General features: G+C 71.1%; 21 protein-coding genes. 11 read left to right on the forward strand and 10 right to left on the reverse strand.

Going from position 1 to position 21,062, the window contains the following annotated elements; translation table 11 throughout:
• Positions 1-22: 22 nt before the first annotated feature.
• Entirely contained in the window at positions 23-2,206 is a 2,184-nt protein-coding gene (locus AB0383_RS45740) for a PQQ-binding-like beta-propeller repeat protein (protein ID WP_364187211.1), read from the reverse strand.
• A 119-nt stretch (positions 2,207-2,325) separates the two neighbouring features.
• The gene (locus AB0383_RS45745) at positions 2,326-3,429 is read right to left on the reverse strand and encodes an FAD-dependent monooxygenase (RefSeq protein ID WP_364187208.1); all 1,104 of its coding nucleotides are present in this window, start codon (positions 3,427-3,429) and stop codon (positions 2,326-2,328) included.
• A gap of 119 nt (positions 3,430-3,548) precedes the next feature.
• Between AB0383_RS45745 and AB0383_RS45750 the strand changes: the two genes are divergently transcribed.
• Positions 3,549-4,454 (forward strand): TetR/AcrR family transcriptional regulator C-terminal domain-containing protein, encoded by a 906-nt coding sequence (locus tag AB0383_RS45750; protein WP_364187205.1) that lies wholly within the window; start codon positions 3,549-3,551, stop codon positions 4,452-4,454.
• A 64-nt stretch (positions 4,455-4,518) separates the two neighbouring features.
• Here the strand turns inward: AB0383_RS45750 and AB0383_RS45755 are convergent, their stop codons facing one another.
• Together AB0383_RS45755 and AB0383_RS45760 are read right to left on the reverse strand one after the other, a co-directional pair.
• Entirely contained in the window at positions 4,519-5,529 is a 1,011-nt protein-coding gene (locus tag AB0383_RS45755; protein ID WP_364187203.1) for an alcohol dehydrogenase catalytic domain-containing protein, read from the reverse strand.
• A 23-nt stretch (positions 5,530-5,552) separates the two neighbouring features.
• Complete coding sequence (locus AB0383_RS45760; protein WP_354872452.1) at positions 5,553-6,296, reverse strand: SDR family oxidoreductase; 744 nt, start codon at positions 6,294-6,296, stop codon at positions 5,553-5,555.
• 107 nt (positions 6,297-6,403) lie between these two features.
• Here AB0383_RS45760 and AB0383_RS45765 point away from each other — a divergent pair, with 107 nt between their 5' ends.
• Complete coding sequence (locus AB0383_RS45765) at positions 6,404-7,309, forward strand: LysR family transcriptional regulator (RefSeq protein WP_364187200.1); 906 nt, start codon at positions 6,404-6,406, stop codon at positions 7,307-7,309.
• 1 nt (position 7,310) lies between these two features.
• Here AB0383_RS45765 and AB0383_RS45770 read toward each other — a convergent pair whose 3' ends face one another.
• Complete coding sequence (locus AB0383_RS45770) at positions 7,311-7,838, reverse strand: hypothetical protein (protein ID WP_366190725.1); 528 nt, start codon at positions 7,836-7,838, stop codon at positions 7,311-7,313.
• A gap of 1,316 nt (positions 7,839-9,154) precedes the next feature.
• Between AB0383_RS45770 and AB0383_RS45775 the strand changes: the two genes are divergently transcribed.
• Together AB0383_RS45775 and AB0383_RS45780 are read left to right on the forward strand one after the other, a co-directional pair.
• On the forward strand, positions 9,155-9,358 hold the full coding sequence (locus AB0383_RS45775) for a hypothetical protein (RefSeq protein WP_366190727.1): 204 nt from the start codon (positions 9,155-9,157) through the stop codon (positions 9,356-9,358).
• Positions 9,355-9,729: a Fic family protein gene (locus tag AB0383_RS45780; RefSeq protein ID WP_366190729.1), complete on the forward strand. Its 375-nt coding sequence runs from the start codon at positions 9,355-9,357 to the stop codon at positions 9,727-9,729. The genes AB0383_RS45775 and AB0383_RS45780 overlap by 4 nt, the downstream gene beginning before the upstream one ends.
• Positions 9,730-9,899: 170 nt before the next feature.
• Here the strand turns inward: AB0383_RS45780 and AB0383_RS45785 are convergent, their stop codons facing one another.
• On the reverse strand, positions 9,900-11,231 hold the full coding sequence (locus tag AB0383_RS45785) for a DUF3089 domain-containing protein (RefSeq protein ID WP_366190731.1): 1,332 nt from the start codon (positions 11,229-11,231) through the stop codon (positions 9,900-9,902).
• 74 nt (positions 11,232-11,305) lie between these two features.
• Here AB0383_RS45785 and AB0383_RS45790 point away from each other — a divergent pair, with 74 nt between their 5' ends.
• The 3 genes from AB0383_RS45790 to bcp all read left to right on the forward strand — a co-directional run bounded on the left by AB0383_RS45790 (position 11,306) and on the right by bcp (position 12,901).
• Positions 11,306-11,488 carry a hypothetical protein gene (locus AB0383_RS45790; protein WP_220243744.1) on the forward strand — a complete coding sequence of 61 codons (183 nt, stop codon included), beginning with the start codon at positions 11,306-11,308 and terminating at the stop codon, positions 11,486-11,488.
• A 179-nt stretch (positions 11,489-11,667) separates the two neighbouring features.
• Positions 11,668-12,204, forward strand: coding sequence for a hypothetical protein (locus AB0383_RS45795; RefSeq protein ID WP_364187188.1), 537 nt, complete (start codon positions 11,668-11,670; stop codon positions 12,202-12,204).
• A gap of 220 nt (positions 12,205-12,424) precedes the next feature.
• Entirely contained in the window at positions 12,425-12,901 is a 477-nt protein-coding gene (bcp, locus tag AB0383_RS45800; RefSeq protein WP_364187185.1) for a thioredoxin-dependent thiol peroxidase, read from the forward strand.
• 250 nt (positions 12,902-13,151) lie between these two features.
• On the opposite strand, the gene AB0383_RS45805 is transcribed toward bcp, so the two are convergent.
• Both AB0383_RS45805 and AB0383_RS45810 read right to left on the reverse strand, forming a co-directional pair.
• Positions 13,152-14,927, reverse strand: a complete 1,776-nt coding sequence (locus tag AB0383_RS45805; protein WP_364187182.1) for a HAMP domain-containing sensor histidine kinase — start codon at positions 14,925-14,927, stop codon at positions 13,152-13,154.
• The gene (locus AB0383_RS45810; protein WP_364187179.1) at positions 14,917-15,615 is read right to left on the reverse strand and encodes a response regulator transcription factor; all 699 of its coding nucleotides are present in this window, start codon (positions 15,613-15,615) and stop codon (positions 14,917-14,919) included. The genes AB0383_RS45805 and AB0383_RS45810 overlap by 11 nt, the downstream gene beginning before the upstream one ends.
• A 181-nt stretch (positions 15,616-15,796) precedes the next feature.
• Here AB0383_RS45810 and AB0383_RS45815 point away from each other — a divergent pair, with 181 nt between their 5' ends.
• Genes AB0383_RS45815 through AB0383_RS45830 form a run of 4 tightly spaced genes read left to right on the forward strand, consistent with a single transcriptional unit; the run spans position 15,797 to position 19,315 of the window.
• Positions 15,797-16,873, forward strand: a complete 1,077-nt coding sequence (locus AB0383_RS45815) for an HlyD family efflux transporter periplasmic adaptor subunit (RefSeq protein ID WP_364187177.1) — start codon at positions 15,797-15,799, stop codon at positions 16,871-16,873.
• On the forward strand, positions 16,870-17,553 hold the full coding sequence (locus AB0383_RS45820; RefSeq protein WP_364187174.1) for an ABC transporter ATP-binding protein: 684 nt from the start codon (positions 16,870-16,872) through the stop codon (positions 17,551-17,553). Before AB0383_RS45815 ends, AB0383_RS45820 begins: the two co-directional genes overlap by 4 nt.
• The gene (locus AB0383_RS45825; protein ID WP_364187171.1) at positions 17,550-18,761 is read left to right on the forward strand and encodes an ABC transporter permease; all 1,212 of its coding nucleotides are present in this window, start codon (positions 17,550-17,552) and stop codon (positions 18,759-18,761) included. The genes AB0383_RS45820 and AB0383_RS45825 overlap by 4 nt, the downstream gene beginning before the upstream one ends.
• 11 nt (positions 18,762-18,772) lie before the next feature.
• On the forward strand, positions 18,773-19,315 hold the full coding sequence (locus AB0383_RS45830; RefSeq protein WP_364187168.1) for a hypothetical protein: 543 nt from the start codon (positions 18,773-18,775) through the stop codon (positions 19,313-19,315).
• A 291-nt stretch (positions 19,316-19,606) separates the two neighbouring features.
• Here the strand turns inward: AB0383_RS45830 and rdgB are convergent, their stop codons facing one another.
• Both rdgB and rph read right to left on the reverse strand, forming a co-directional pair.
• Positions 19,607-20,215 carry an RdgB/HAM1 family non-canonical purine NTP pyrophosphatase gene (gene rdgB / locus AB0383_RS45835; protein ID WP_364187165.1) on the reverse strand — a complete coding sequence of 203 codons (609 nt, stop codon included), beginning with the start codon at positions 20,213-20,215 and terminating at the stop codon, positions 19,607-19,609.
• Positions 20,212-20,988 carry a ribonuclease PH gene (gene rph, locus AB0383_RS45840; protein ID WP_285972903.1) on the reverse strand — a complete coding sequence of 259 codons (777 nt, stop codon included), beginning with the start codon at positions 20,986-20,988 and terminating at the stop codon, positions 20,212-20,214. The genes rdgB and rph overlap by 4 nt, the downstream gene beginning before the upstream one ends.
• Between the last annotated feature and the right edge of the window lie 74 nt (positions 20,989-21,062).

Below are 21,062 nucleotides of genomic sequence, written 5' to 3' on the forward strand. Positions count from 1 at the left end.
GCGCGGTGGAACTCAGGGGAACTCAGGGGAGGGAAATGCCGTGGACGACACCGTTCTGGTCGCCGACCACGAGCGTGCGGCCGTCGATCACGGGCCGGCCGAACGTGTAGACCAGGCTCTGCTGCAGCCAGCCCAGCCGGGCGCCGTCGGAGAGCCGCACACCGATCACCTTGCCGTCGACGGTCAGCACCCACGCCGTGCCGTCGCTGATCGCGACCCCCGCGTTGAACACGCGCAGTGCGAGATTGGTGTTCCACAACGGTTTCCCGGTGGCGAGGTCCACGAGCGTCAGCACACCCCACTCGGTGGTCAGCAGCACGCTGGAGCCCACGATCAAGGCGGGCGCGTACATCGCGCTGCCGGCGACGGTCCAGCGCAGGGCGCCGGTGGCGCGGTCCAGCGCGATCGCACTCGACACGGTGGCGACGATGACCACGTCACCGCCGAGCGCCACCACGGTGTCCCACCCGCTGTACAGCGCGATCCGGTGCTCGACGCCGGTCACCATCTGGTAGGCCCACACCTGCGCACCCGTGCGCGCGTCGTGCGCCCGGGTGTAACCGTCGGCGGCGGCCGTGTAGACGCGTTCACCGTCGCTCGCGGCCTGTCCGGACGAGAACCCGCGGCCGGGCACGGACCACCGACGGCGGCCGTCGGCGCCGACCGCGAACAACGCCTGCCCCGCCGAGAACACCACCTGCGGATGTCCGTCCACAGTGGATACCAGCGGCGCGCTCACGACCGGGGCCTTGGCATCGAACGTCCACACCCGCCGGCCATCGCGGACATCCAGCGCGTACAGGTGGTGGTCGGCCGAGGGAACGAAAGCCAGCGTCCCGTTCACCGCCGGACGCCGGTACACCGGGCCGAGCTGCGTGCGCCACTCGCGGTGGCCGCCGCGCCGCAGCGCGGTCACCTCGCCGGCCGACGAAGCGGCGAGCACCAGTCCGCTGTGCACGTCCGCGAGGGTCACGCCGCCCTGCACCGAACCCGAGAGCTGCTCCTGCCACCGGTCGACGGGGTCGCCGGCCACCGCGGGCACGGTGAACAGCACGACCTGCTCCCACCAGCTGCCGTCCGGCGAGTTCACGCGCACCTGCAGCCGCTGCCGGCCCGGCGCCAGTGCCGAGACGTCGACGCTGCCGGTCCAGCGGTCCCCCGAACCCACGAGCGGCTGCCACGCGGCCGGGCTCGTGCCGCCGAACACGGCCTGCGGGTACGGCTGCACGCCGACCAGCTGCGCGCCCGACGCCCGCACCTCGACCGGCAGCGAGCCACCGGAAACCTTGCCCGCGTGGACATACCGCGGCCGCTGTTCGCGCCCCTGCCCCTCGCCGGTGAGCGGCACGGTCGCGAACGGCGCCTCGGTGTCGGACCCGTCCGCGGCCACGGTGACCCGCCGCACGTCCAGCACCGCGGTGCCGTCGGCGGCGGTGGTTTTCTCGGCCCAGTAGTAGGCCGGGCCGTTGAGCACGGCGTTCAGCGTCACCTGGGTGAGGCCGTTGAACCGCGTGACGTCCTCGCGGTGCACGTGGCCGGCGATGACCCCGCGCAGGTTGTGCCCGGCGAGCACGTCGAGCACCGCCGGCTGGTCGTCGACGTAGTAGAACTGGTTGCCGAAGGGGAAGTGCTGGAACAGCACCACCGGCGTGCCCCGCTGCACGCGGCGCAGGTCTCGCTCGAGCCAGTCGAGGCCGGCGGGCCCGTAGTGCCCGGGCTCCTGCAGCACCTGCGTCGGGTCGAAGCCGACGAAGTGGACACCGCCGGCGTCGAACGAGTACGGCGTCGGGCCGAAGTGGCTGTGGAACTCCTCCTTGGCCGAAGGGTCCCACCGCGTCTCGTGGTTGCCCGGCGAGTAGTGGATCTTCCCGCGCAGCGAGGCGGGCAGCACCTTGCCGTACTGCTCGTACTCGTCGGGCAGGCCGGTGTCGGTGATGTCGCCGCAGTGCAGCACGAGGTCCGGGTCGCGGCGCGCGATCGAGGCATACACCTGGGTGAGCCACGTGGTCGACTGCAGGCTCGTGGTGTTCACGTGGGTGTCCGAGATGGCGGCGAACTTCAAGCCGCGCCCCGGCCGCCCCGGCGTGGCGTCCGCCGGCGCGGCGCCGAGCAGCGTGGCCAGCGCCGGAGCCGCCACCGCCCCCGCGGCGAGCCCGAAGAACGCCCTTCGGTGCAGTCCGTCGTGGCGGCAGGGCTCGTCGGCCATCGGGTTCCTCCATTCGAGAAGCTGAACCCTCAGACCTTCACCCGTTCGGGTAACGCCGATCTGACGCACGGACATGGGGAGGCTGAACGCCGGACCAAGCTCTGCCGGGCTCGCAGCCGTTACGTGAGACTGATCGCGTTTTTCGCGCGATCCACCGACTCCTCGGCCGCCGGACCGCCGGGGTTCTCCGTCGCCAGCGCCTGGTTCGCGGCGACGAACGGCCGCAACCGGGTCTCATAGGCGGAGAACGCGGCGGCGTGATCGTCGTGGCGGGCGAGCTCGTCGGCGAGCACGTACGCGCCGACGAGGGCGAGGCTGGTGCCCTGGCCCGAGAGCGGCGACGCGCAGTAGCCCGCGTCCCCGAGCAGCGTCACCCGGCCGGCGCTCCAGGAGTCGAGGTGGATCTGCTGCATCGCGTCGAAGTAGAAGTGGGGCGCACCGGCCATTTCAGACAGCAGACGCGGCACCTCCCAGCCCGCGCCGGCCAGCTGCTTCGCCACGATTTCCTTCTGCGCCAGGACATCGCGGTAGTCGTACGTCAGCGGCGATGACGCAAAACCCAGCGTGACCCGCAGTTCGGTGTTGTCTCGCACCGGATAGACGGCGCCGCCGGTCTCCGCGTCGCGGAACCAGACCTGCCAGTTGTCGAGGCCGAGGACGTTGGGCGCCGGGAAGATCGCCAGGTACTGCCCGAGGTGCTGCGCGAACCGCTCCTCCGGGCCGAACGCCAGCCGCCGGACGGCGGAGTGCAGACCGTCGGCGCCGACGACGAGGTCGAACGTGCGGAAGCCGCCGCGCTCGAACTCCACCCGCACGCCGTGCTCGTCCTGGCCCAAGGCGGTGACGGAATCGTCGAAGACGTACTCGACGTCGTGCTCGGTTGCCTTGTACAGCAGGGAAACCAGGTCATCGCGGACCAGCTCCACGTCGGGGCTGTCCAGGCGGCCACTGCTGTAAGTGTGCTCCTCCGAGCGGAACAGCTCGGTGCCGGAACCGTCCACCACGGACATTCCGCGCATCCGCGTCCGCATCGCGCGCACCTGCTCGCCGAGCCCCATCCGGTCGACGACGTCGAGCGCCACCCCTCGCACGTCGACCGCCTGCCCGCCCTCCCGCAGGCCGGGCGAGCGCTCGACCACGGTCACCGAGAACCCGGCCCGGTGGAGCCAGTAGGCCAGCGTCGGGCCACCGATGCCGGCGCCGGAGACGAGGACGTTGCGCATGGTTTCCTCCAGGTGTTCGTCGTACCCTTACGGACCACACACTGGCTTCGGCCAGGCAACCATGCCAAAATTGACCTAGTACAGATGGTCAGCTGTACTGGTACAGATCGGAGCCGGGGATGGCCGAGCAGCGCTACCTGGAGATCGCTGCGGACCTGCGCCGCCGGATCACCGACGGGGAGCTCGTGCCGGGGGCGAAGGTGCCGTCGACGCGCCGGATCGCCGTCGAGTGGGGCGTCGCGACGGCCACCGCGGCCAAGGCGCTCGCCGCGCTCGGCCAGGAAGGGCTGGTGCGAGCCGAACCGCGGTCCGGCACCGTCGTCGCAGGCCGGAAGGCCGAGCCGAAGGCCCGCCCGCGGCCGCCGGGCCTCTCGCGGGAGCGGATCGTGCGGACGGCCATCACGATCGCCGACGAGGAGGGGCTGGCCGCGCTGTCCATGCGAGGAGTGGCGGCGCGGCTCGGTGTCGCGGCGATGGCGCCGTACCGCTACGTCGCCGGGCGCGACGAGCTGGTGCTGCTCATGGCCGACGCGGCGTTCGGCGAACGCGGTTACCCCGCGCGCCTTTCAGGCGACTGGCGGGCGCGGCTCGAACTCACCGGTCGCACACTGTGGTCGCTGTACCGGCGCCACCCGTGGCTCGCGCAGCTGTCGCCGATCACGCGCCCGTTGCCGCTGGCCAACCTGGCCACGCACGCGGAGCAGGCGCTTTCGGCGCTCGACGGCTTCGGCCTGTCGGCGAAGCAGCTGTGCGACCTGCACGTGCTGTTCTTCAGCTACATCCAGGGCATCGCCATCCACCTGGAACGCGAGCGGCACGCGGCCGGCACGTCCGGGCTGACCGAGGACGAGTGGCTGGCCACCCAGGCGCCGGGCCACACGGCGATCATGGCCGGCGGCCGCCACCCCGTCTTCACTCGGATGCTGACGACGCTGGAAGAGGACGGCTACGACCTGGATCTCGACGAGCTTTTCGAGCTCGGCCTGCGCTCGCTGCTCGACGGCGTCTCACTGCGGCTGGCCTGAGAAGGCCGGCATGGGAAACGCGCCCACCCCCGGGGGAAGAGTGGGCGCGTTTCCGGCCGAGGCGTCAGTCCGCGATCTTGAGCACGACGCGGATGTTGGCCTTCGGCATGTGCTGGTAGGCCTCCTCGGCCTTCTCCAGCGGGAAGACCTCGTACACCGGCCGGATGCCGCGCAGCACAGCGAAGTTCAGCGTGTCCTCGCTGTCGCGGGCGACGCCGCTGTACCAGCCGGAGAGGTTCAGCCGGTAGTCCGCCAGCGTGTGGCCGGTGACCTGGATCGGGTTCTGGCCTTCGAGCACGATCACCTGACCGTTGGGGCGAATGCCGTTCATCAGCTCCGACTGCATCTCGGCGCGGTCGACGGTGCCGAGGATCACCGACGCGCCACCCATCTTCTTCAGGGACTCGCCGACACTGCCTTCGTTGCTGTCGATGTACTCGTCCGCGCCGAGCTTGCGGGCCAGCTCTTCCTTGGTGCGGCCGCGGTTGATCGCGACGGTGCGGAAGCCCATCTTGTTGGCGAACTGGACGGCGAGGTGGCCGACGCCGCCCACACCCTGCACGGCGACGAGATCGCCGGGGCCGGCTTTGGCGTGGCGCAACGCGTTGAAGGCGGTGATGCCGGCACACATCAGCGGCGAGGCCTCGGCGAACGTCAGGCCTTCGGGGATACGGGCGACCGCGTCCTCGGGGGCGACCATGTACTCGGCGTAACCGCCGTCGAAGGACGTGCCCGTGATCGTGCGGCTGTCACAGTTGACGAAGTCACCGCGGCGGCAGTACTCACACGTGAAGTCGACGCCACCGGACCAGCCGACTCCGACCTTGTCGCCGACCTTCCACAGGGTCACGGCGTCGCCGACCGCGTCGACGACACCCGCGATCTCGTGCCCGGGCACGCGCGGCAGCTTGGTGCCGAACAGGGCCATGCGGGGGATGATCTCGCCGCCGCACACGCCGCACGTGTGCACCTTCACCCGCACCTGGTTGGGCTTCGGCTCGGGGATCGGCAGTTCGACCTGCACGAACGGGCCGCCCGCTTGCTGAACCTGAACCGCGCGCATTGTCCCTGTCATTTTCTCACAATTCCTTTCGGTGGTCAGTGCATTCCGCCGTCGCAGACGAGCTGCTGTCCGGTGATCAACGCAGCTTCGTCTCCGGCGAGAAATGCCGTCACACCCGCGACGTCTTCCGTGGTGCCCAGTCGCCCGATCGGGACCATTTCGATCAAACTGCGCTTGTATTCGTCGTTGGCCGGGTCGGTGAAAATCCCGGCGCCGTCGATCGGCCCGGGCACCACCGTGTTCACGGTGACGCGGCGCGGGCCGAGCTCCATCGCGAGCACCTTCACGAGGTAACCGGTGGCCACCTTGCTGGTGCCGTAGAGGCCGACGCCCAGCTGCGGAACCGTCGTGGTGTTCGACGAGATGGTGATGATGCGGCCACCGTCGGCGATGCGGCGAGCAGCCTCGCGCAGCACGAAGTACGGACCCTTGGTGTTCACCCGGAAGAGGAGGTCGAAGTCCTCTTCGGTGACGTCCGTGACGGGGATGTTGACCTTTTCCATGCCCGCGTTGGCCACGACGATGTCGATCTTGCCGAACTCGGCGACGGCCGCGTCGTAAAGGTCGACGATACCGTCCACCTGAGACACATCGGCCGCGTGCACCAGTGCCTTCACACCGTGGGCCTCGGCGGCCTTTTTCACCTCTTCGGCGGCGGACGCGTCGCGGGAGTAGTTGATGACCACGTCGGCGCCCTGTTCCGCCAGCCGCAGCACGATGGCCCTGCCCAGGCCTTTCGACGATCCCGTGACGAGGGCCACTTTACCGCTGAGATTCATAGGTGCTCCCCTGTGTCAATACAGCTATGGTCCGGCCGGGGTGCGGGAAAGGGAAACACCGGATCCTTGTGGTTGCCACAACGAACCGTTGTGGCGAGGATCGAGCGGTGGACCTGAATCTGCGCCTGCTCAAAGCCCTCGAAGCCGTGGCCGACGAGGGCAGCATGACCCGCGCGGCCGGGCGGCTCATGATGACCCAGCAGGCGGTCAGCGGGCAGATCCGGCAGCTCGAGCGCGTGGCCGGCACCCCGCTGGTCCGGCGCCGGTCCTCCGGCGTCGAGCTCACCGCGGCGGGGCAGGTGTTCCTGAAACAAGGGCGCGAACTGCTCACCGCGTGTTCGGCGATGGTCTCGGAGGCGCGGCTCGTGGGCTCGGGGCTGTCCGGGCGGCTGCGGATCGCGTTCAAGGCGCAGAGCACCGCGCACTTCCTGCCGGACGTCGAGTCGTCGCTGCGCCGGGTCGCACCCGACGTGGAGGTCGACGCCCTCGCGGTCCACACCCTGCCCGACGAGCTCGACGCCCTCGCCGCGGGCACCGCCGACGCCGCGTTCCTGTGGCTGCCGATCGGCGACGACCGCCGCTTCGTCACGCACTGGCTGCTCGACGAGCCACGCTGGGTCGCGCTGCCGCCCGGGCACCACCTCGCCACGCGGACGTCGCTGAAGGTCGCCGACCTGGCGTGCGAGCCGATCGTCGGGCCGCGCGACGGGATGCCCGAGGCGGTGGTGAAGTTCTGGTTCATCGACCCTCGGCCGGACGGCACCCGCGCGGTCTACGGGCCGCAGGGTCGGACGCCGGAGGAGTGCCTGCACCACGTGGCGGCCGGGCACGGGTCGTGGATCGCGCCCGCGTCGACGGCCGCGTACTTCCCGTACCCGCGGCTGGTGTGGCGGCCGTTGGAGGACGCGACGCCGTTGGGGCTGGCGTTGATCTGGCTGCGGGAGAACTCGAACCCGCTGCTGGATCTGCTGCTGGAGGAGAGCAAGCGGGTGACGCGCCCGACGCCGGTGTGAGTCAGCCGGCCAGGACGGCGAAACTCAGCGCCCCCAGTGCGACGATCGCGGCCGCCAGCCTTGTCGCGATCGCGGTCGGTCCTTTTCGGACTGTGTTGCCCACCCAGCCTCTCAGGCGATGACCTTGCCACATCAGGAGTGCCGACACGACGAGGCCGGCGAACAGGAGCACGAACCAGCGTGGGGCGCCGGCCCAGTCGATGCCGTCTTCGCCGGCGAGGAGGACCGTCGCCGTCGAGGTACCGGTGTCGCGCACTTCTTCGCGGACGGCGTTGACGCCGCCGACGACGACCATGACGACGATGGCGAGCGCGGTCAGCCGTTGGAGGATCTTGGTGGCCCGGCTTTTGCGTCGGTGCTTCTCGGGGATTTTCGCGACGTCGGCGATGAGGGCGCCGGTGACAGTCAGGAGGACGAGACCGCCCAGGAGCCCCCACCACCTCACGGCGAGGCCCCAGAGGTGCGCCTCGCGCAGACCCGGGCCGCCGTCGGCCCACCACGCCCAGGCGCCGGCGAGGTCGATCTGCATCGGCGCCCTTCCGGTCGGTTCTCGCCCAGCGTAGGGACGTCTTCCGGGCGTCCGCCGTGGCCGCGGCGAGAGTTCTCCCGGCCGCGACCGCGTCGTGATCGCGCTGGATTGTCGGGGGTGGTCTTTATGCTGTGCGTGTCCGGTTGATGACGGAGGGGGATCGGGCGTGGTTCATTCACCGACGCCCCAGGGGCGCGTGCTGGCATGCGTGCTCGCGGGTGTTGCCGGGGTGTGCGAAGTGCTGCTGGTGTGGAACGAGGTCGAGGAGCTGAGCCGGCGTTTCGATCTGAATCCCGGCCCGTACTTCCACCTGGTGATCGCTTTGCTCGGCCTCGGGGTGCTCGTCGGCGCGGCACTGCTGGCCGCGCGACGGCCACGGGTCGCGCGGGTGTTGATGCTGGGTGCGGTTGTGCAGATGGTCCTCGCGGTGCCCGGGTCAATGCGGATCTTGGGGATTCGGCGGTCGAGTGCTTTCGAGGACGTGTTCCTGCCGGCCGGCTTGGCAGCTGTGATCGCGGTGCTGCTGTGGCTGCCCGCGGTGGCGGTGGCTTTGCCGGAGGTGATGCCGCGGTTCACCGGTGGGCCGGGTTGGCAGCCGGGGTACGGCGGGCCGGCCGGTTGGCAGGGCGCTGGGATCCCTGGGTCTGCTCCTGGTCAACAGTGGCAGGGGGTTCCTGGGCAGGCCGTGCCCGGGCCGGTTCCTGGTCAGCAGTGGCCGGGCGCTGGCGGGGCCGGCCAAGCCTGGCCGGGCGCGGTTCCGGGACAGATTCCCGGAGCCGCGATGCCGGGCCCGGCTCCCGGACAGCAGTGGCCGGCTGCCGGTGATCCCGGCCAAGCGTGGCAGGGCGCCGCGGTTCCGGAGCAGGTTCCTGGACAGGTGATGCGCGGGTCCACTCCCGGACAGCAATGGCCGAGCGCCGGCGAACCCGGCCAAGCCTGGCAATCCGGCGCAGTGCCAGGACAGGCTCCTGGACAGGCGATGCCAGGGCCCACTCCCGGACAGCAATGGGCGAGCGCCTGCGAACCCGGCCAAGCTTGGCAATCCGGCGCAGCGCCGTCCGGGCCGGCGTCGCAGGGGTCTGTCGCGCCCGGTCAGGCGTGGTCCGGTGCCGTCCCGGCACAGGGTCAGCCCGGAGAGCCTTGGGCGGGTTCGGTGCCGCCGGGACAGCCGATGCCGGGTTCCGGCGCGCCGGGGGCTCCGCAGCAGCAGTACCTGCCGGCAGCGCCGTATCCCCCTGCGCCCCACTGAGCGATGTCCGGTCGTGGGCGGGAAAACCGGGGTTCGCCAAGCGGGGTGAGGCTTTATGGTTCAGGACATGGGTCAGGTGCTGCCGGTCGAATTCAGTGACCGCGAGGTGCGGGAGATCGAGCGGCAGGCGGCCGCCGAGGGGCGGAGCCTTCAGGAGTACGTGCGGGAGACGCTGATGACCGCCGTGACTTCGCGGGCCCAGCAGCGCGCAACGGTGCTCGACCACGTGCTGGAAGCGAGCGCCGGCCTCAACGAGCGGCTGGCGCGATGACCGAGTACCTGACGATCCACGACTTGATGGTCGTCGCGCGCCGGGTGGTGCGGGGCGAGCTCGCGGTGCGCGACACGGGCATCCTCGCGGCGGCCGCGGCGCGCCCGCGCACGTCGGTCTTCGGGGAGGACGCCTACCCCGGCGTGTGGGAGAAGGCGGCCGCGCTCATGGAGTCGCTCGGCCGTGGCCACCCTCTCATCGACGGCAACAAACGCCTCGCCTGGACCGCCACCTGGTTCTTCCTCGGCCTCAACGACAAACCCCTCCGCACACCCCTCGACGAGGACGCCGCCGAGCCCTTCGTCTACGACGTCGTCCAGGGCCACCTCGACCTGCCTCGCATCGCCGCGCGCCTGGCCGACTTCGCCTAACCGCCCGGCAACCTCTCGCCGGGCAAGTCACCGACGCCGCCCAGCGGCCCGAAGGCAGGAACGCCGCCGAAAGGCAAGCACGAAGCAGCCCGTGCCCGCCTCTTGAGCGGGACCGAACCCTCGCGATCGAACGAAACCATGCCCCGCAACCAGGCGGATTCGCGGAAGTCTCACCGCGAGACCGGCCCCCACTGTGCCGACTGGGCGTCGACCAGAGCCGTCAAGTCGCCCAACGTCAGCGAGAAGTCGTCGACGTGGAGGCCGAGGCCGCCGCTTTTCGGAGGGCCCACCAAGGCGTCGCCGCCGGAGAGCTGGAGCGAGGACGCGGTACCGCCGGGGACGGTGCGGAACTCGCACGCGCCGGTGAACTCGCCGGGGTAGCGGGCGAAGCCGGTGGGGAACACCGGCAGCGAGGTATCGAGAAGGACGGCGGTGAGGTGGCCGTCGGGGAGAAGAGCGCTGCCCTGTACCAAAGTCCGGGTGGGGAGCCGGGGGTCGAGCGGGGTCGTCGCGTCGGGGGCGGCGCCGGTCAGCAGGGCGGCCGGGTTGGTGCAGAGGATGCGGTGGCCGGGCGTCGAAGAGAGGCCGAAGGCGGAGCCGGGCGGTGGGACCGTTCCGGCCGGTTGCTTGTACGACGAGTAACCGGCCACGCAGCCGAACGGCACGGGCGCCGCGGCCGAAGCGCGACCGCACACGGGCAGGTACTGGAAAGCCGCGTCCGGATCGGAGCCGCCGCCGGCCGGGCGGTCGGTGGGGACCTGGACGTTGCCGCCGAGAAGCAGCGCACTCACCAAGGAGGGCTGCACGTCGGGATGACCGTCCACGCGGTCGCGCAAGAGGGAGGCCGCGTCCGCGGCGCCCTGCGAGTGGCCGATCACGACCACCCCGCGGCGACGGTGCGTGACCGGGTCGATGTTGTAGTCGCGCCAGTACGTGTCCCACGCCTGTTCGACGTCTTCGAGGCCCAGCGCGTAGTCGGGTGCCGTGCCGGTGAGCACGCCGACGATGTGCGCGGCCAGCGGCGCCTGCCGGTACGCGGGCACGAACACGCGGCAGTGGCTGAGCAGCGGACCGACCTGGGCGTAGGTCACGGCGGCCGCGGCGTCGTCCGGGCCGGGTGGCAGCGAGCCGATCTGCAGCGCCGGATTCGAGACCAGGTCGACGGTCGGGTACACGTAAAAGCAGTCCACCGGAGGGGTGGCCGGCGGCTCGAACGGTTCCACCACACTCGCGCCCGACTCCACTCGAGTGGTGTCGAACGTCACCCGGCCAGGCGATGCGGGGTAGCCGACGGTGAAGCTCCCACCGGGCGTCGCGATCTGCGGGTCACCCGCCAGGTTCTGGTTGCACGGGTTCGCGGCCATGCCGGGCAGGCACACCCACACCGGGTGGTCGAGCGGCGCCGTGCCCGGCGGGGCGGCACCAGACGCGGCGGCGGCCGGAACTGCCACCGCGAGGCCGAACACGGTCGTGAGAGCCAGCAGGATCACGCTTTTCCGCACGCTCGACGCTCCTTCACCGGGTGGGCGAGTCCCCCGTAGGCTGGCAGGAGCGAAGCCGATCCGGGAGGTGAGTCGTGCCGTCACGCAATCCGCTGCGCCTGCTGCGCAAGTGGACGGACTGGTTCGAAAACCGCGGTGTGTACATCCCGGGCGAGGAGAGCCGCGCGGTCGACCCGGTGCGTGACTTCGGGTGGCTGATGGTCGCGTGGGGCGCCGGCGTGGCGATCTTCATCCTCTTGTTCGCCTTCGCCGTTTAAGTGGCACATCGGTGACGACTGTCACCCGGAGTGCCCTTTCGGTCACGGATCGGCCACGGCTGTACACCAGGTCCGCGTCTTCGTGCGCGCGCACGTGCACATGCAGGGACAGTGGAGCGGGTCGACCTCGGTCACTACGCCGAACGGCCTGAGCCCCCGCCCCGACTGGAGTAACCGAGATGGCGCCCGCGCGCACCCCCAAGCTGTTGCTTTCCGCCTGTTTGCTGATGGCGGTGGCGGCCTGCGGGGTCGACGCGCAGGAAGGGACGGCGGCGCTCGGTGGTGGCGGCGGCCCCGCGAAGGCCGCGGCCGCGCAGACGTCGCGTGACCTGCAGTTCGGCGCGGAACACCGGTTCGCCAGCGGCATCACGATCTCGGTTTCCGCCCCGCAGTCGTTCCAGCCCAGCCCCGCGGCGTACCCGCGCAGCTCGCGCGCGGCGTCGTTCGGCATCGAGATCACCAACAACGGCGCGGATTCCTACCGGCTTTCCGGCTTCACAGTCGCGGCGATGATCGACGGACACCCGACCAAACAGGTCGTCGACGCCACCCAGGGCCTCGGCGGCATCACCGACGCGGGCAAAGACCTGCAGCAGGGCCGCTCCGCGCAGCTGACACTCGCGTTCGCCGTGCCCGACCGCACCACGCAGCTCACGGTGCAGCTGCGACCCAGCGCGAGCGAGCCCGCCGTGGCCACGTACTGCGGGGCCGTCTGAAGTACCAATCCGGCCAAGAGCAAGCCGACCCCCCGCGGCACGTAACCGTTGCTACGAAGCCATTCGGCCGTGACTGTGGTCGGATTGGTAACGATCGGCCCTGAATTACCAATCCGGCCAAAAGCAGGCCGACCCCCACGCGGCACGCAACCGTTGCTACGAAGCCATTCGGCCGTGACTGTGGTCGGATTGGTAACGTTCGGCACAGTACGCTGCGTTCATGACCGAGCAGCGACTCTCCCCCGGCGACGCCGCCCCCGACTTCACCCTGCCCGACAGCACGGGCAAGAGCGTCTCCCTCAGCGACTTCCGCGGCCAGGCCGTCGTCGTGTACTTCTACCCGGCCGCCGGCACTCCCGGCTGCACCAAGCAGGCCTGCGACTTCCGCGACAGCCTCGCCCAGCTCAACGACGCCGGCTACCAGGTCCTCGGCATCTCCCCGGACAAGCCGGCGAAGCTCGTGAAGTTCGTCGAGAACGAGCAGCTGACCTTCCCCCTGCTCTCCGACGAGGACAAGCACGTCCTCACCGCGTGGGGCGCCTTCGGCGAGAAGAAGAACTACGGCCGCGTCTACCAGGGCGTCATCCGCTCGACCTTCATCGTCGACCCGGAGGGCAAAATCGCGAACGCCTTCTACAACGTCCGCGCGACCGGGCACGTCGCGAAGCTCATCCGCGATCTCGGCATCGCCGCCTGAGCCGCAAAGCCCGCCTCGGCCGTGACCCTGGGGCGGGACTCAGCTCCACGACCGGCAGCTCACCGCGAAAACCGCACCGCGCGAAAGCACGCACCACCGCGACGCGGCGGGACCGACCACACGCGATCGCGGCCACCATGCGGACAACACGAGCGACACCCGCCGTCCGCGCGACCGGGCACGTCGCGAAACTCATCCGCGACCTCGGCATCCCGCCTGAGCCGCAAAGCCCGCCGCCCGGGTGAGCGGTTCACTCGGGCGGGCCGGCGGCGGGGAGGCGCAGCGTGAACGTCGAGCCCTCGCCGAGCGTGCTGCGCACCGAGACCGTGCCGCCGTGGGCGGCCGCCAGGTTGCGGACGATGGCGAGGCCCAGGCCGCTGCCGCCGCTCGCGCCGCGGGTGCGGGCCTTGTCCGCGCGCCAGAAGCGGTCGAAGACGTGGGGCAGGTCGTCGGCGGGGATGCCGACGCCGGTGTCGGCCACGGAGAACACGACGTCCGAATCGACACGCGTGGCGCTGACCGTGACGGAGCCGCCGCGGGGGGTGTGGCGGACGGCGTTGGACACGAGGTTGTCGATGGCCTGCCGCAGGCGCACGGGGTCCGCCGTGACGGTCGGGTCGGCCATCGACCGCACCACCAGCTGAACGCCCGCCGCGTCGTCGCGGGCGGTGTGGGCCGCGGCGAGCTGGGTGAGCAGGGAGTTGGCGTCGATGGGCTCGGGGTGCACGCGCAGCGCGCCGGCGTCGGCGAGGGCGAGGTCCTGCAGGTCGTCGACGATGTGCTGCAGGTGCAGAGCTTCTTCGAGCAGCGACGCGACGAGCTCGTCGTCGAGCCGGCTCACGCCGTCCTGCGTGGCCTCCAGCCAGCCGCGGATGTTGGACAGCGGCGTGCGCAGCTCGTGTGCGATGTCGCTGACCATGGCCTTGCGCGCGGTCTCCAGCTTCTCGCGCGCCTCGGACATGTCGTTGAACGCCCGCGCCAGCCGCGCGATCTCGTCCTTGCCCTTAACCTTCACGCGCGCGCCGGCTTCGCCCGCCTCCATACGCTGCGCGGCGCCCGTGAGCGCGTGCAGCGGCCGGATGAGCCGGATCGACGCGAGCCCGGTGGCCACGACCGTGAGCACGAGGATCGCGCCCGCCACCTCGGCCAGGCGCACCTGGTTGTCCGACGACAGCGTGAACCCGCTCGGCGGCTGGTCGCTGCCCTTCTCCGTGATGTAGAGCCACGCGGGGGGCGCGACGTACGACGCCAGCTGCTCATGACGCGCGGACGTCACGCAGCTCTGCGCCGTCGTGTCCGTGGCGTCCGTCGCGCCGGTCTCGGGCCCGATGAACGTCCACGACAGCGACAGCTGCGCCGCCGGAGCGCTCTGCGCGCTGCGGCCGAGGCAGGCGTTCACGAGGTCCTGCAGCTTGTCGAGCGCCGCCTGTTCGGTGTCGGTGGGCTGCTCGAGGCTCGTGCCGTTGCACCGCGTCAGCGCGAACGGGTCATCGGCCACCACTCGCGGGTGCCCGCCGGGCGACACCTCGATGCTGCCGACGCCCCCGCGCTCTTGCACGCACCGCAGCACCCGCTGCGCGACGGCCGTCAGCGTCGCCTTTTCGTCCTGCGGCAGCTTGTACGGCCCCACCGCCTCCGGGTCGATCCGGTCCGGTGTGGACTGCACGCCCAGCCCCGGGTCGACCGACAACGGGTCGACCACCACCGAAGGCTGCGGCGGCAACCGTCCGGGGTCGGGGTCGGAGCTCGCGATCACCTTGCCCTGCGGTGTCGCCAGCACCACGCGGCGGCCGGTGCTCCCGGCGTAGGCGGTCACCTCCTTGCCGACGCCGTCCCAGTTCGGGTGCGTGGCCGCGTAGCGGAGCAAGCCCTGGTAGATGGTGCCGTCATCGGCGAAGACCTGGCCCTGCTCCTGCCGGATCGCGCCCGTGGTGGTGCGCGCGGCGAGCCACGCCGTGGCCGCGATCGCACACACCGCGACCAGCGCCGACACCGCGATCAGCCGGACCAGCAGGCTACGCCGCATCGGGCGGCCCGGCCGTGAGCTTGTAGCCGACGCCGTACACGGTCAGCAGCCGCTTGGGTTTCCGCGGCGCCGCCTCGATCTTCTTGCGCAGGTTCATCACGTGGACGTCGATCGCGCGCTGGGTGATGTAGCGGTCGAAGCCGTGCAGGTGCTCCAGCAGCTGCCCGCGCGTGAACACCTGGTCCGGGTGCGCGGCCATCACCTCGAGCAGCCGGAACTCGCCCGGAGTGGTCTCGACCAGCCGGCCGGACACGGCCACCTCGTGCCGGCCGACGTCCACGGTCAGCACGCCGACGCGCAGCGGTCCACCCTGAGGAACGGAAGTTTTGGTGCGGCGCAACAATGTCCGCACCCGAGCCATCAGTTCGCGGGGGCTGTACGGTTTGGTGATGTAGTCGTCGGCTCCGAGGTCCAGACCACGGAGCATATCGTCCTCTGTGGACCGTGCGGTCAGCATCAGCACGGGCACGTCGGACTCCGCGCGCAGGATCCGGCACACCTCGAGCCCGTCCATGCCGGGCAGCATGACGTCGAGCACGAGCAGGTCCGGCGGGCGGCGGCGGACGAGGTCGAGCGTCTCGCGGCCGTCGGGCACGACCACCACCGAGTGGCGTTCCCGCTCGAGGTAGCGGCGGACGAGCTCCGCTTGCTTCGGGTCGTCCTCCGCGAGCACGATTTCTGCGCACATGCTGCGAGCATAAGGATCTCCGCCGACGCGGGCGACCCAGCGCCGCGGGAACACCGGATCAGCACCGCTTCCTGACGGCTTCCTGACAATTCGCCGCGATAGTGGCCTCCGGACCCACCGGCTCAGTCCACTTCGGACGCGCCGGGTGATGGAAGCGGAGAAGCGATGATGGAGGCCGTCAGTGGCCGGTAAGTCCCGGCGGCGCGCGATCGCCGTCTCAGCCTCGGCCGCCGTTGTGGTGCTGCTCGGCGTCGGCGCGTACGTGGCCATCGACCACGGCCGCGACACGGCGGAAGCCGCGGCTCCCCCGCCCGCCGTGACCACCGTCGCCGTGGCCGAGACCGACCTGTCGAACACGCGGACGTTCACCGGCACCCTCGGTTTCGGCACGCCCGAGCCGCTCAAGGGCGCGGGCGCCGGCGTGGTCACGCGGCTGCCGGACGTCGGCACCGTGGCCCAGCGCGGGAAGCCGCTGTACTCCGTGAACGGCGTGGGAGTGCCGGTGTTCTTCGGTGACACGCCGCTGTTCCGCAAGCTCGACAACCCCGGCCTGACCGGCCCGGACGTCGCCACGGTGGCCGAGAACCTCGCCCGCCTCGGCTACTCCGTCGGCACGCGCGCGAAGGATCCGCAGAAGGCGAAGTTCACGTTCGCCGACGCGCTGAAGAAGTGGGAGAAGAAGGCCGGCCTGCCGGACACGGGCACGCTCGATGTCGGCCAGGTCGTGGTGCTGCCCGGCGAGGCGCGCGTGAACAGCGTGACGGCCCAGCTCGGCGACCCCGCCGCGGGCCCGCTGCTCACCACGACGCCGACGGCGAAGGTCGTGATCGCGCCCGTGGACGCGGCGGAGGTCGGCTCGGTGAAGACCGGCATGGACGTGACGATGGTGCGCCCGGACGGCAAGGAGATCCCGGCGAAGGTCACGTCGGTGAGCACCGCCGTGACCGGCGGCGATCCGTCTGGCGGCGACCCGGCGCAGGGGCTGCCGAAGATCAACGTGACCGTGGTGCCCGCGAACGCCTCCGACGTCGGTGACCTCGACTCGGCGTCGGTGCAGGTCAAGGTGGCCACCGAGACCCACGCCGGCGTGCTGGCCGTGCCGCTCGGCGCGCTGGTCGCGTTGCGCGAAGGCGGCTACGCCGTGCAGCTGCAGGGCGGGAAGCTCGTGCCGGTGAAGACGGGCATGTTCGCCCGCGACCAGGTGGAGATCAGCGGCCCGGGCATCACCGAGGGCCTGCGGGTGGTGACGACCAGGTGACGCCGGTGCTGGCCCTGCGCGTGGTGAGCAAGCACTACGCCGGGGGTGTGAAGGCGCTCGACGACGTGTCGCTAGCCGTCGCCGAGGGTGAGCTGCTGGCGATCGTGGGACCGTCCGGTTCGGGCAAGTCGACGCTGCTGAACATCGTCGGCACGCTCGACCTGCCGACCTCCGGCACCGTCGAGCTCGGCGGCCAGGATGTGACGCAGCTGAGCGACCGGCGGCTGTCCGCGCTGCGCGGCCGATGGCTCGGGTTCGTGTTCCAGCAGTTCCACCTCACCGACGGCCTCAGCGCGGCGGAGAACGTGGCCACCGGCCTGCTCTACGCCGGGGTGCCGCGCAAGCAACGTCGTTCGCTCGCTCTGGAGGCCTTGGGCCGGGTCGGGCTCGCGCACCGCGTAGGCCACCGGCCGCACGAGCTTTCCGGTGGTGAACGCCAGCGGGTCGCGATCGCGCGGGCCGTGGTCAACGACCCCGCGCTCGTGCTCGCCGACGAGCCGACGGGCGCGCTCGACACCGCCAACGGCCGCGCCGTGCTGGAGCTGCTCCACGGCCTCAACGCCGAGGGAACGACCATCGCGATCATCACGCACGACCGCGACATCGCGGCGAGCCTGCCGCGGCGCATCGAGTTCCGCGACGGCCGGATCGTGCAGGACCTCGTGGTGAGTGCCGCGTGAGCACAGCACTCGACACGCGCCCGGTGCGCCTGGGCCTGCGCGACGTCCTGCGTCTCGGCCTGCTCGGCATCAGCACCCGGCGGCTGCGCGCGGCGCTGTCGGCGCTCGGGATTTCACTCGGCATCGCGACGATGATCGTGGTCACGGGCATTCCCGCCTCCAGCCAGGCCGCGCTGCTGGACAAGCTGACAGCGCTGGGCACGAACATGCTGCGCGCCGAACCGCAGCCGAACCAGACGCCGCCGGTGCTGCTGCCGGAGTCGTCCGTCGGCAGCGTCGCGCGGATCGGCCCGGTCACCACGGCGGCGGCCGTCGCGAACACGCACCAGACCGTGCGGCGCTCCGATCTGACCGACCCGCTGGACGGCTCGGGTCTCGCCGTGCTGGCGAGCAGCCCGGACCTGCTGTCCGCGCTCAACGGCACCGTGCAGAGCGGCAAGTTCCTCGACGCGGCAACGCAGAACCTGCCCGCGGTCGTGCTCGGGTACGTCGCGGCGTCGCGGCTCGGCATTCCCGCGGTGACGCCCGGGCGGCCCGCGCCGATCGTGATGATCGGCAAGCAGTGGTACACCGTGACGGGCGTGCTGGCGCCGATGCCGCTCGCGCCGGACATCGAGCGCGCGGTGCTCGTCGGCTGGGGTTCGGCGAAGCAGTTCCTCGGCTTCGACGGCCACCCGACGGTGATCTACGTGAAGGCGCGCGAAGACGCGATTCCCGACGTACGCGCGGTGCTGCCCGCGACGCTGTACCCGCAGCTGCCGGGGTTGGTTTCGGTGAGCCGGCCGTCGGACGCGCTGGCGGCCAAGCAGGCGAGCCAGACGACGTTCTCCGCGCTGTTCCTCGGGCTGGCGGGGGTTGCGCTGCTGGTCGGTGGGGTCGGCGTGGCCAACACGATGTTCATCTCGGTGCTGGAACGCCGTCGCGAGATCGGCCTGCGGCGCGCGCTGGGGGCGACTAGGGGGCAGATCCGCGGGCAGTTCCTCACTGAGGCGGTGGCCCTTTCCGGTCTCGGCGGGTTGGCGGGGACGGTGCTGGGGATCGTGGTGACGCTGCTTTACACGACGTACCAAGGGTGGCCGCCCGTGATCCCGCCACTGTCCGTGGCCGGTGGCGTGGCGGGCGCACTGGTGGTGGGTGCGCTGGCGGGGATCCATCCGTCGATCCGCGCATCTCGGCTCACCCCGACGCAGGCGCTGGCAACGACATGAGGGAGCTTCAAATGTCCAAAGTGGTCTGGCTCGCGGGGCTGGCGCTGGTTCTCGCGGCGTGTTCGTCGCCCGCGCCTTCCAGCCCTCAGGTCGCTTCGCTGGGCACGCCGTCGGTGACCGCGTCGTCCTCGGCGCCTGCCTCGACCGACGCCGACGGCGGCCGCCGCCGCCACCGCGTCGACGAATCGCCGGAAGACTCCCAGCGGCTCATCGAACCGTGGCGCACCTGCATGAAGGACCACGACGCGGACGTCGACCAGCAGCCCCACAGCATCGCGGGCGCCGAACAGTGGTCCAAGGACCACCAGGCCGCCGGCGACGCGTGCCGGTCCAAGCTGCCCCTGCTGCCGTGGGGCGAGGACCCGGCGAACCCGGCGTACAAGGACAACCTGCACCGCTGGGTCGAATGCATGACGTCGCAGGGCATGCACGTCGCCGAAGACCCGGATGACGACGAGTCTCCGTGGCACTACACGAGCAACAGCCAGCCGCCGAACTCGGACAAGATCGAGCAGGGGTGCGAAGTCCAGGTGATGGGACCGAGCGACAAGTAGCCGGCCGCGCCGATGTGGCGTTCGGTGCGTTCAGTGCACCGAATGCCACATCGGGGTACTCGGGGAAGGGCCAGACGCGACCGGAATCAGCCGGGCCGAGGCGGTCCCGCAGCGCCGGCAACAGCGGCCCGGCACGAAGCAGTGTCCTATCGGACGGTATCAGTGCCGGCAAACAGCAGGACTCGCCGTCCGGGGCGGTCACCAAGCCGCAACCGAGCTCAGCCGCCGCCCGGCCAAGGTGCGCCGGCCTCGACCCGCACGTCGAGGCCGGCTGCATAACCAGCGGCCGCGTCAGGCCTTGGCGAGGTCGCGCAGCGCCGGCAGCAGCGCCCGCAACGCGCGGCCCCGGTGGGAGGCCGCGTCCTTTTCGGACGGTTCCAGTTCCGCCGACGAACGGGACTCGCCGTCCGGGACGAAGATGGGGTCGTAGCCGAAGCCGTTAGTGCCGCGGCGTTCGCGCAGCAGGGTGCCGCGCCATTCGCCGCGGACGATGGTTTCCTCGCCGGACGGGAGGACGAGGGCGGCGGCGCAGACGAAGGCCGCACCGCGGCGGTCGCCGGGGGTGTCGGTGAGCTGGGCGAGCACCAGGTCGAGGTTGGCGTCGTCGTCGCCGTGGCGGCCGGACCAGCGGGCGGAGAGGATGCCGGGCATGCCGTTCAGCGCGTCGACCGCCAGGCCGGAGTCGTCGGCGACGGCGGGCAAACCCGTGGCCGCGACGGCGTCGCGGGCCTTCGCGACGGCGTTGCCCTCGAAGTCCGGCGCGGTTTCCGGGGCCTCGGGGAACTCGTCGACGTCGGCGAGGCCCAGCACCTCGATGCCGGAGATGCCCTCGGCCTCGAGGATGCGCCGCAGCTCGCCGAGCTTCTTCTGGTTGCGCGTGGCCAGCAGCAGCTTCGTCACTTGGCGCCCTTCTTCTTGTCCGGGCGCGGCTGCGGCAGCTCGCCCGGGTACGGCAGCGCCAGCGCTTCGTTCTGCAGCTGCGTGAGCGTCGCGCAGCCGGCGAGCGCCAGGTCGAGCATGGTGTCCAAAGTGGACCGTGCGAAGGTGGCGCCCTCGCCCGTGCCCTGCACCTCGATGAGCGTGCCGGCGTCGGTGGCGACGACGTTCATGTCGACCTCCGCGCGCGAGTCCTCCTCGTACGGCAGGTCCAAGCGCACGCGCCCGTCGACCACGCCGACACTCACCGCGGCGACCGAGGACGACAGCGGCTGCGGGTCGTTGAGCCGGTTGGCCGCGCCGAGCCACGTGATGGCGTCGCGCAGGGCGACGTAGCCGCCGGTGACCGCGGCGGTGCGGGTGCCGCCGTCGGCCTGGATCACGTCGCAGTCGATCACGATCGTGTTCTCGCCCAGCGCCGCGAGGTCGATGCACGCGCGCAGCGACCGGCCGATCAGCCGGGAGATCTCGTGGGTGCGGCCGCCGATGCGGCCCTTCACGGCTTCGCGGTCGCCGCGGGTGTTGGTGGCCGACGGGAGCATCGCGTACTCCGCCGTGACCCAGCCGAGCCCGGAGCCCGCCCGCCAGCGCGGCACGCCTTCAGTGACGCTGGCCGCGCACAGCACGCGCGTGTTGCCGAACTCGATGAGCACCGAACCGGCAGGCCACTTCTGGAACCCGCGGGTGATCTTGATGTCGCGGAGCTGGTCGTCGTTCCTGCCATCTTTCCTCGTCACGCCTGAGAAGATACTGCGTGGCCTGCCACTCCGTTGAGGGCGGTGGAGGGGAGGAAGGCGGAGTTCAGAGCTTG

Origin of the sequence: Amycolatopsis sp. NPDC051373 (assembly GCF_040689465.1) — a bacterium.
Classification (GTDB): Bacteria; Actinomycetota; Actinomycetes; order Mycobacteriales; family Pseudonocardiaceae; genus Amycolatopsis.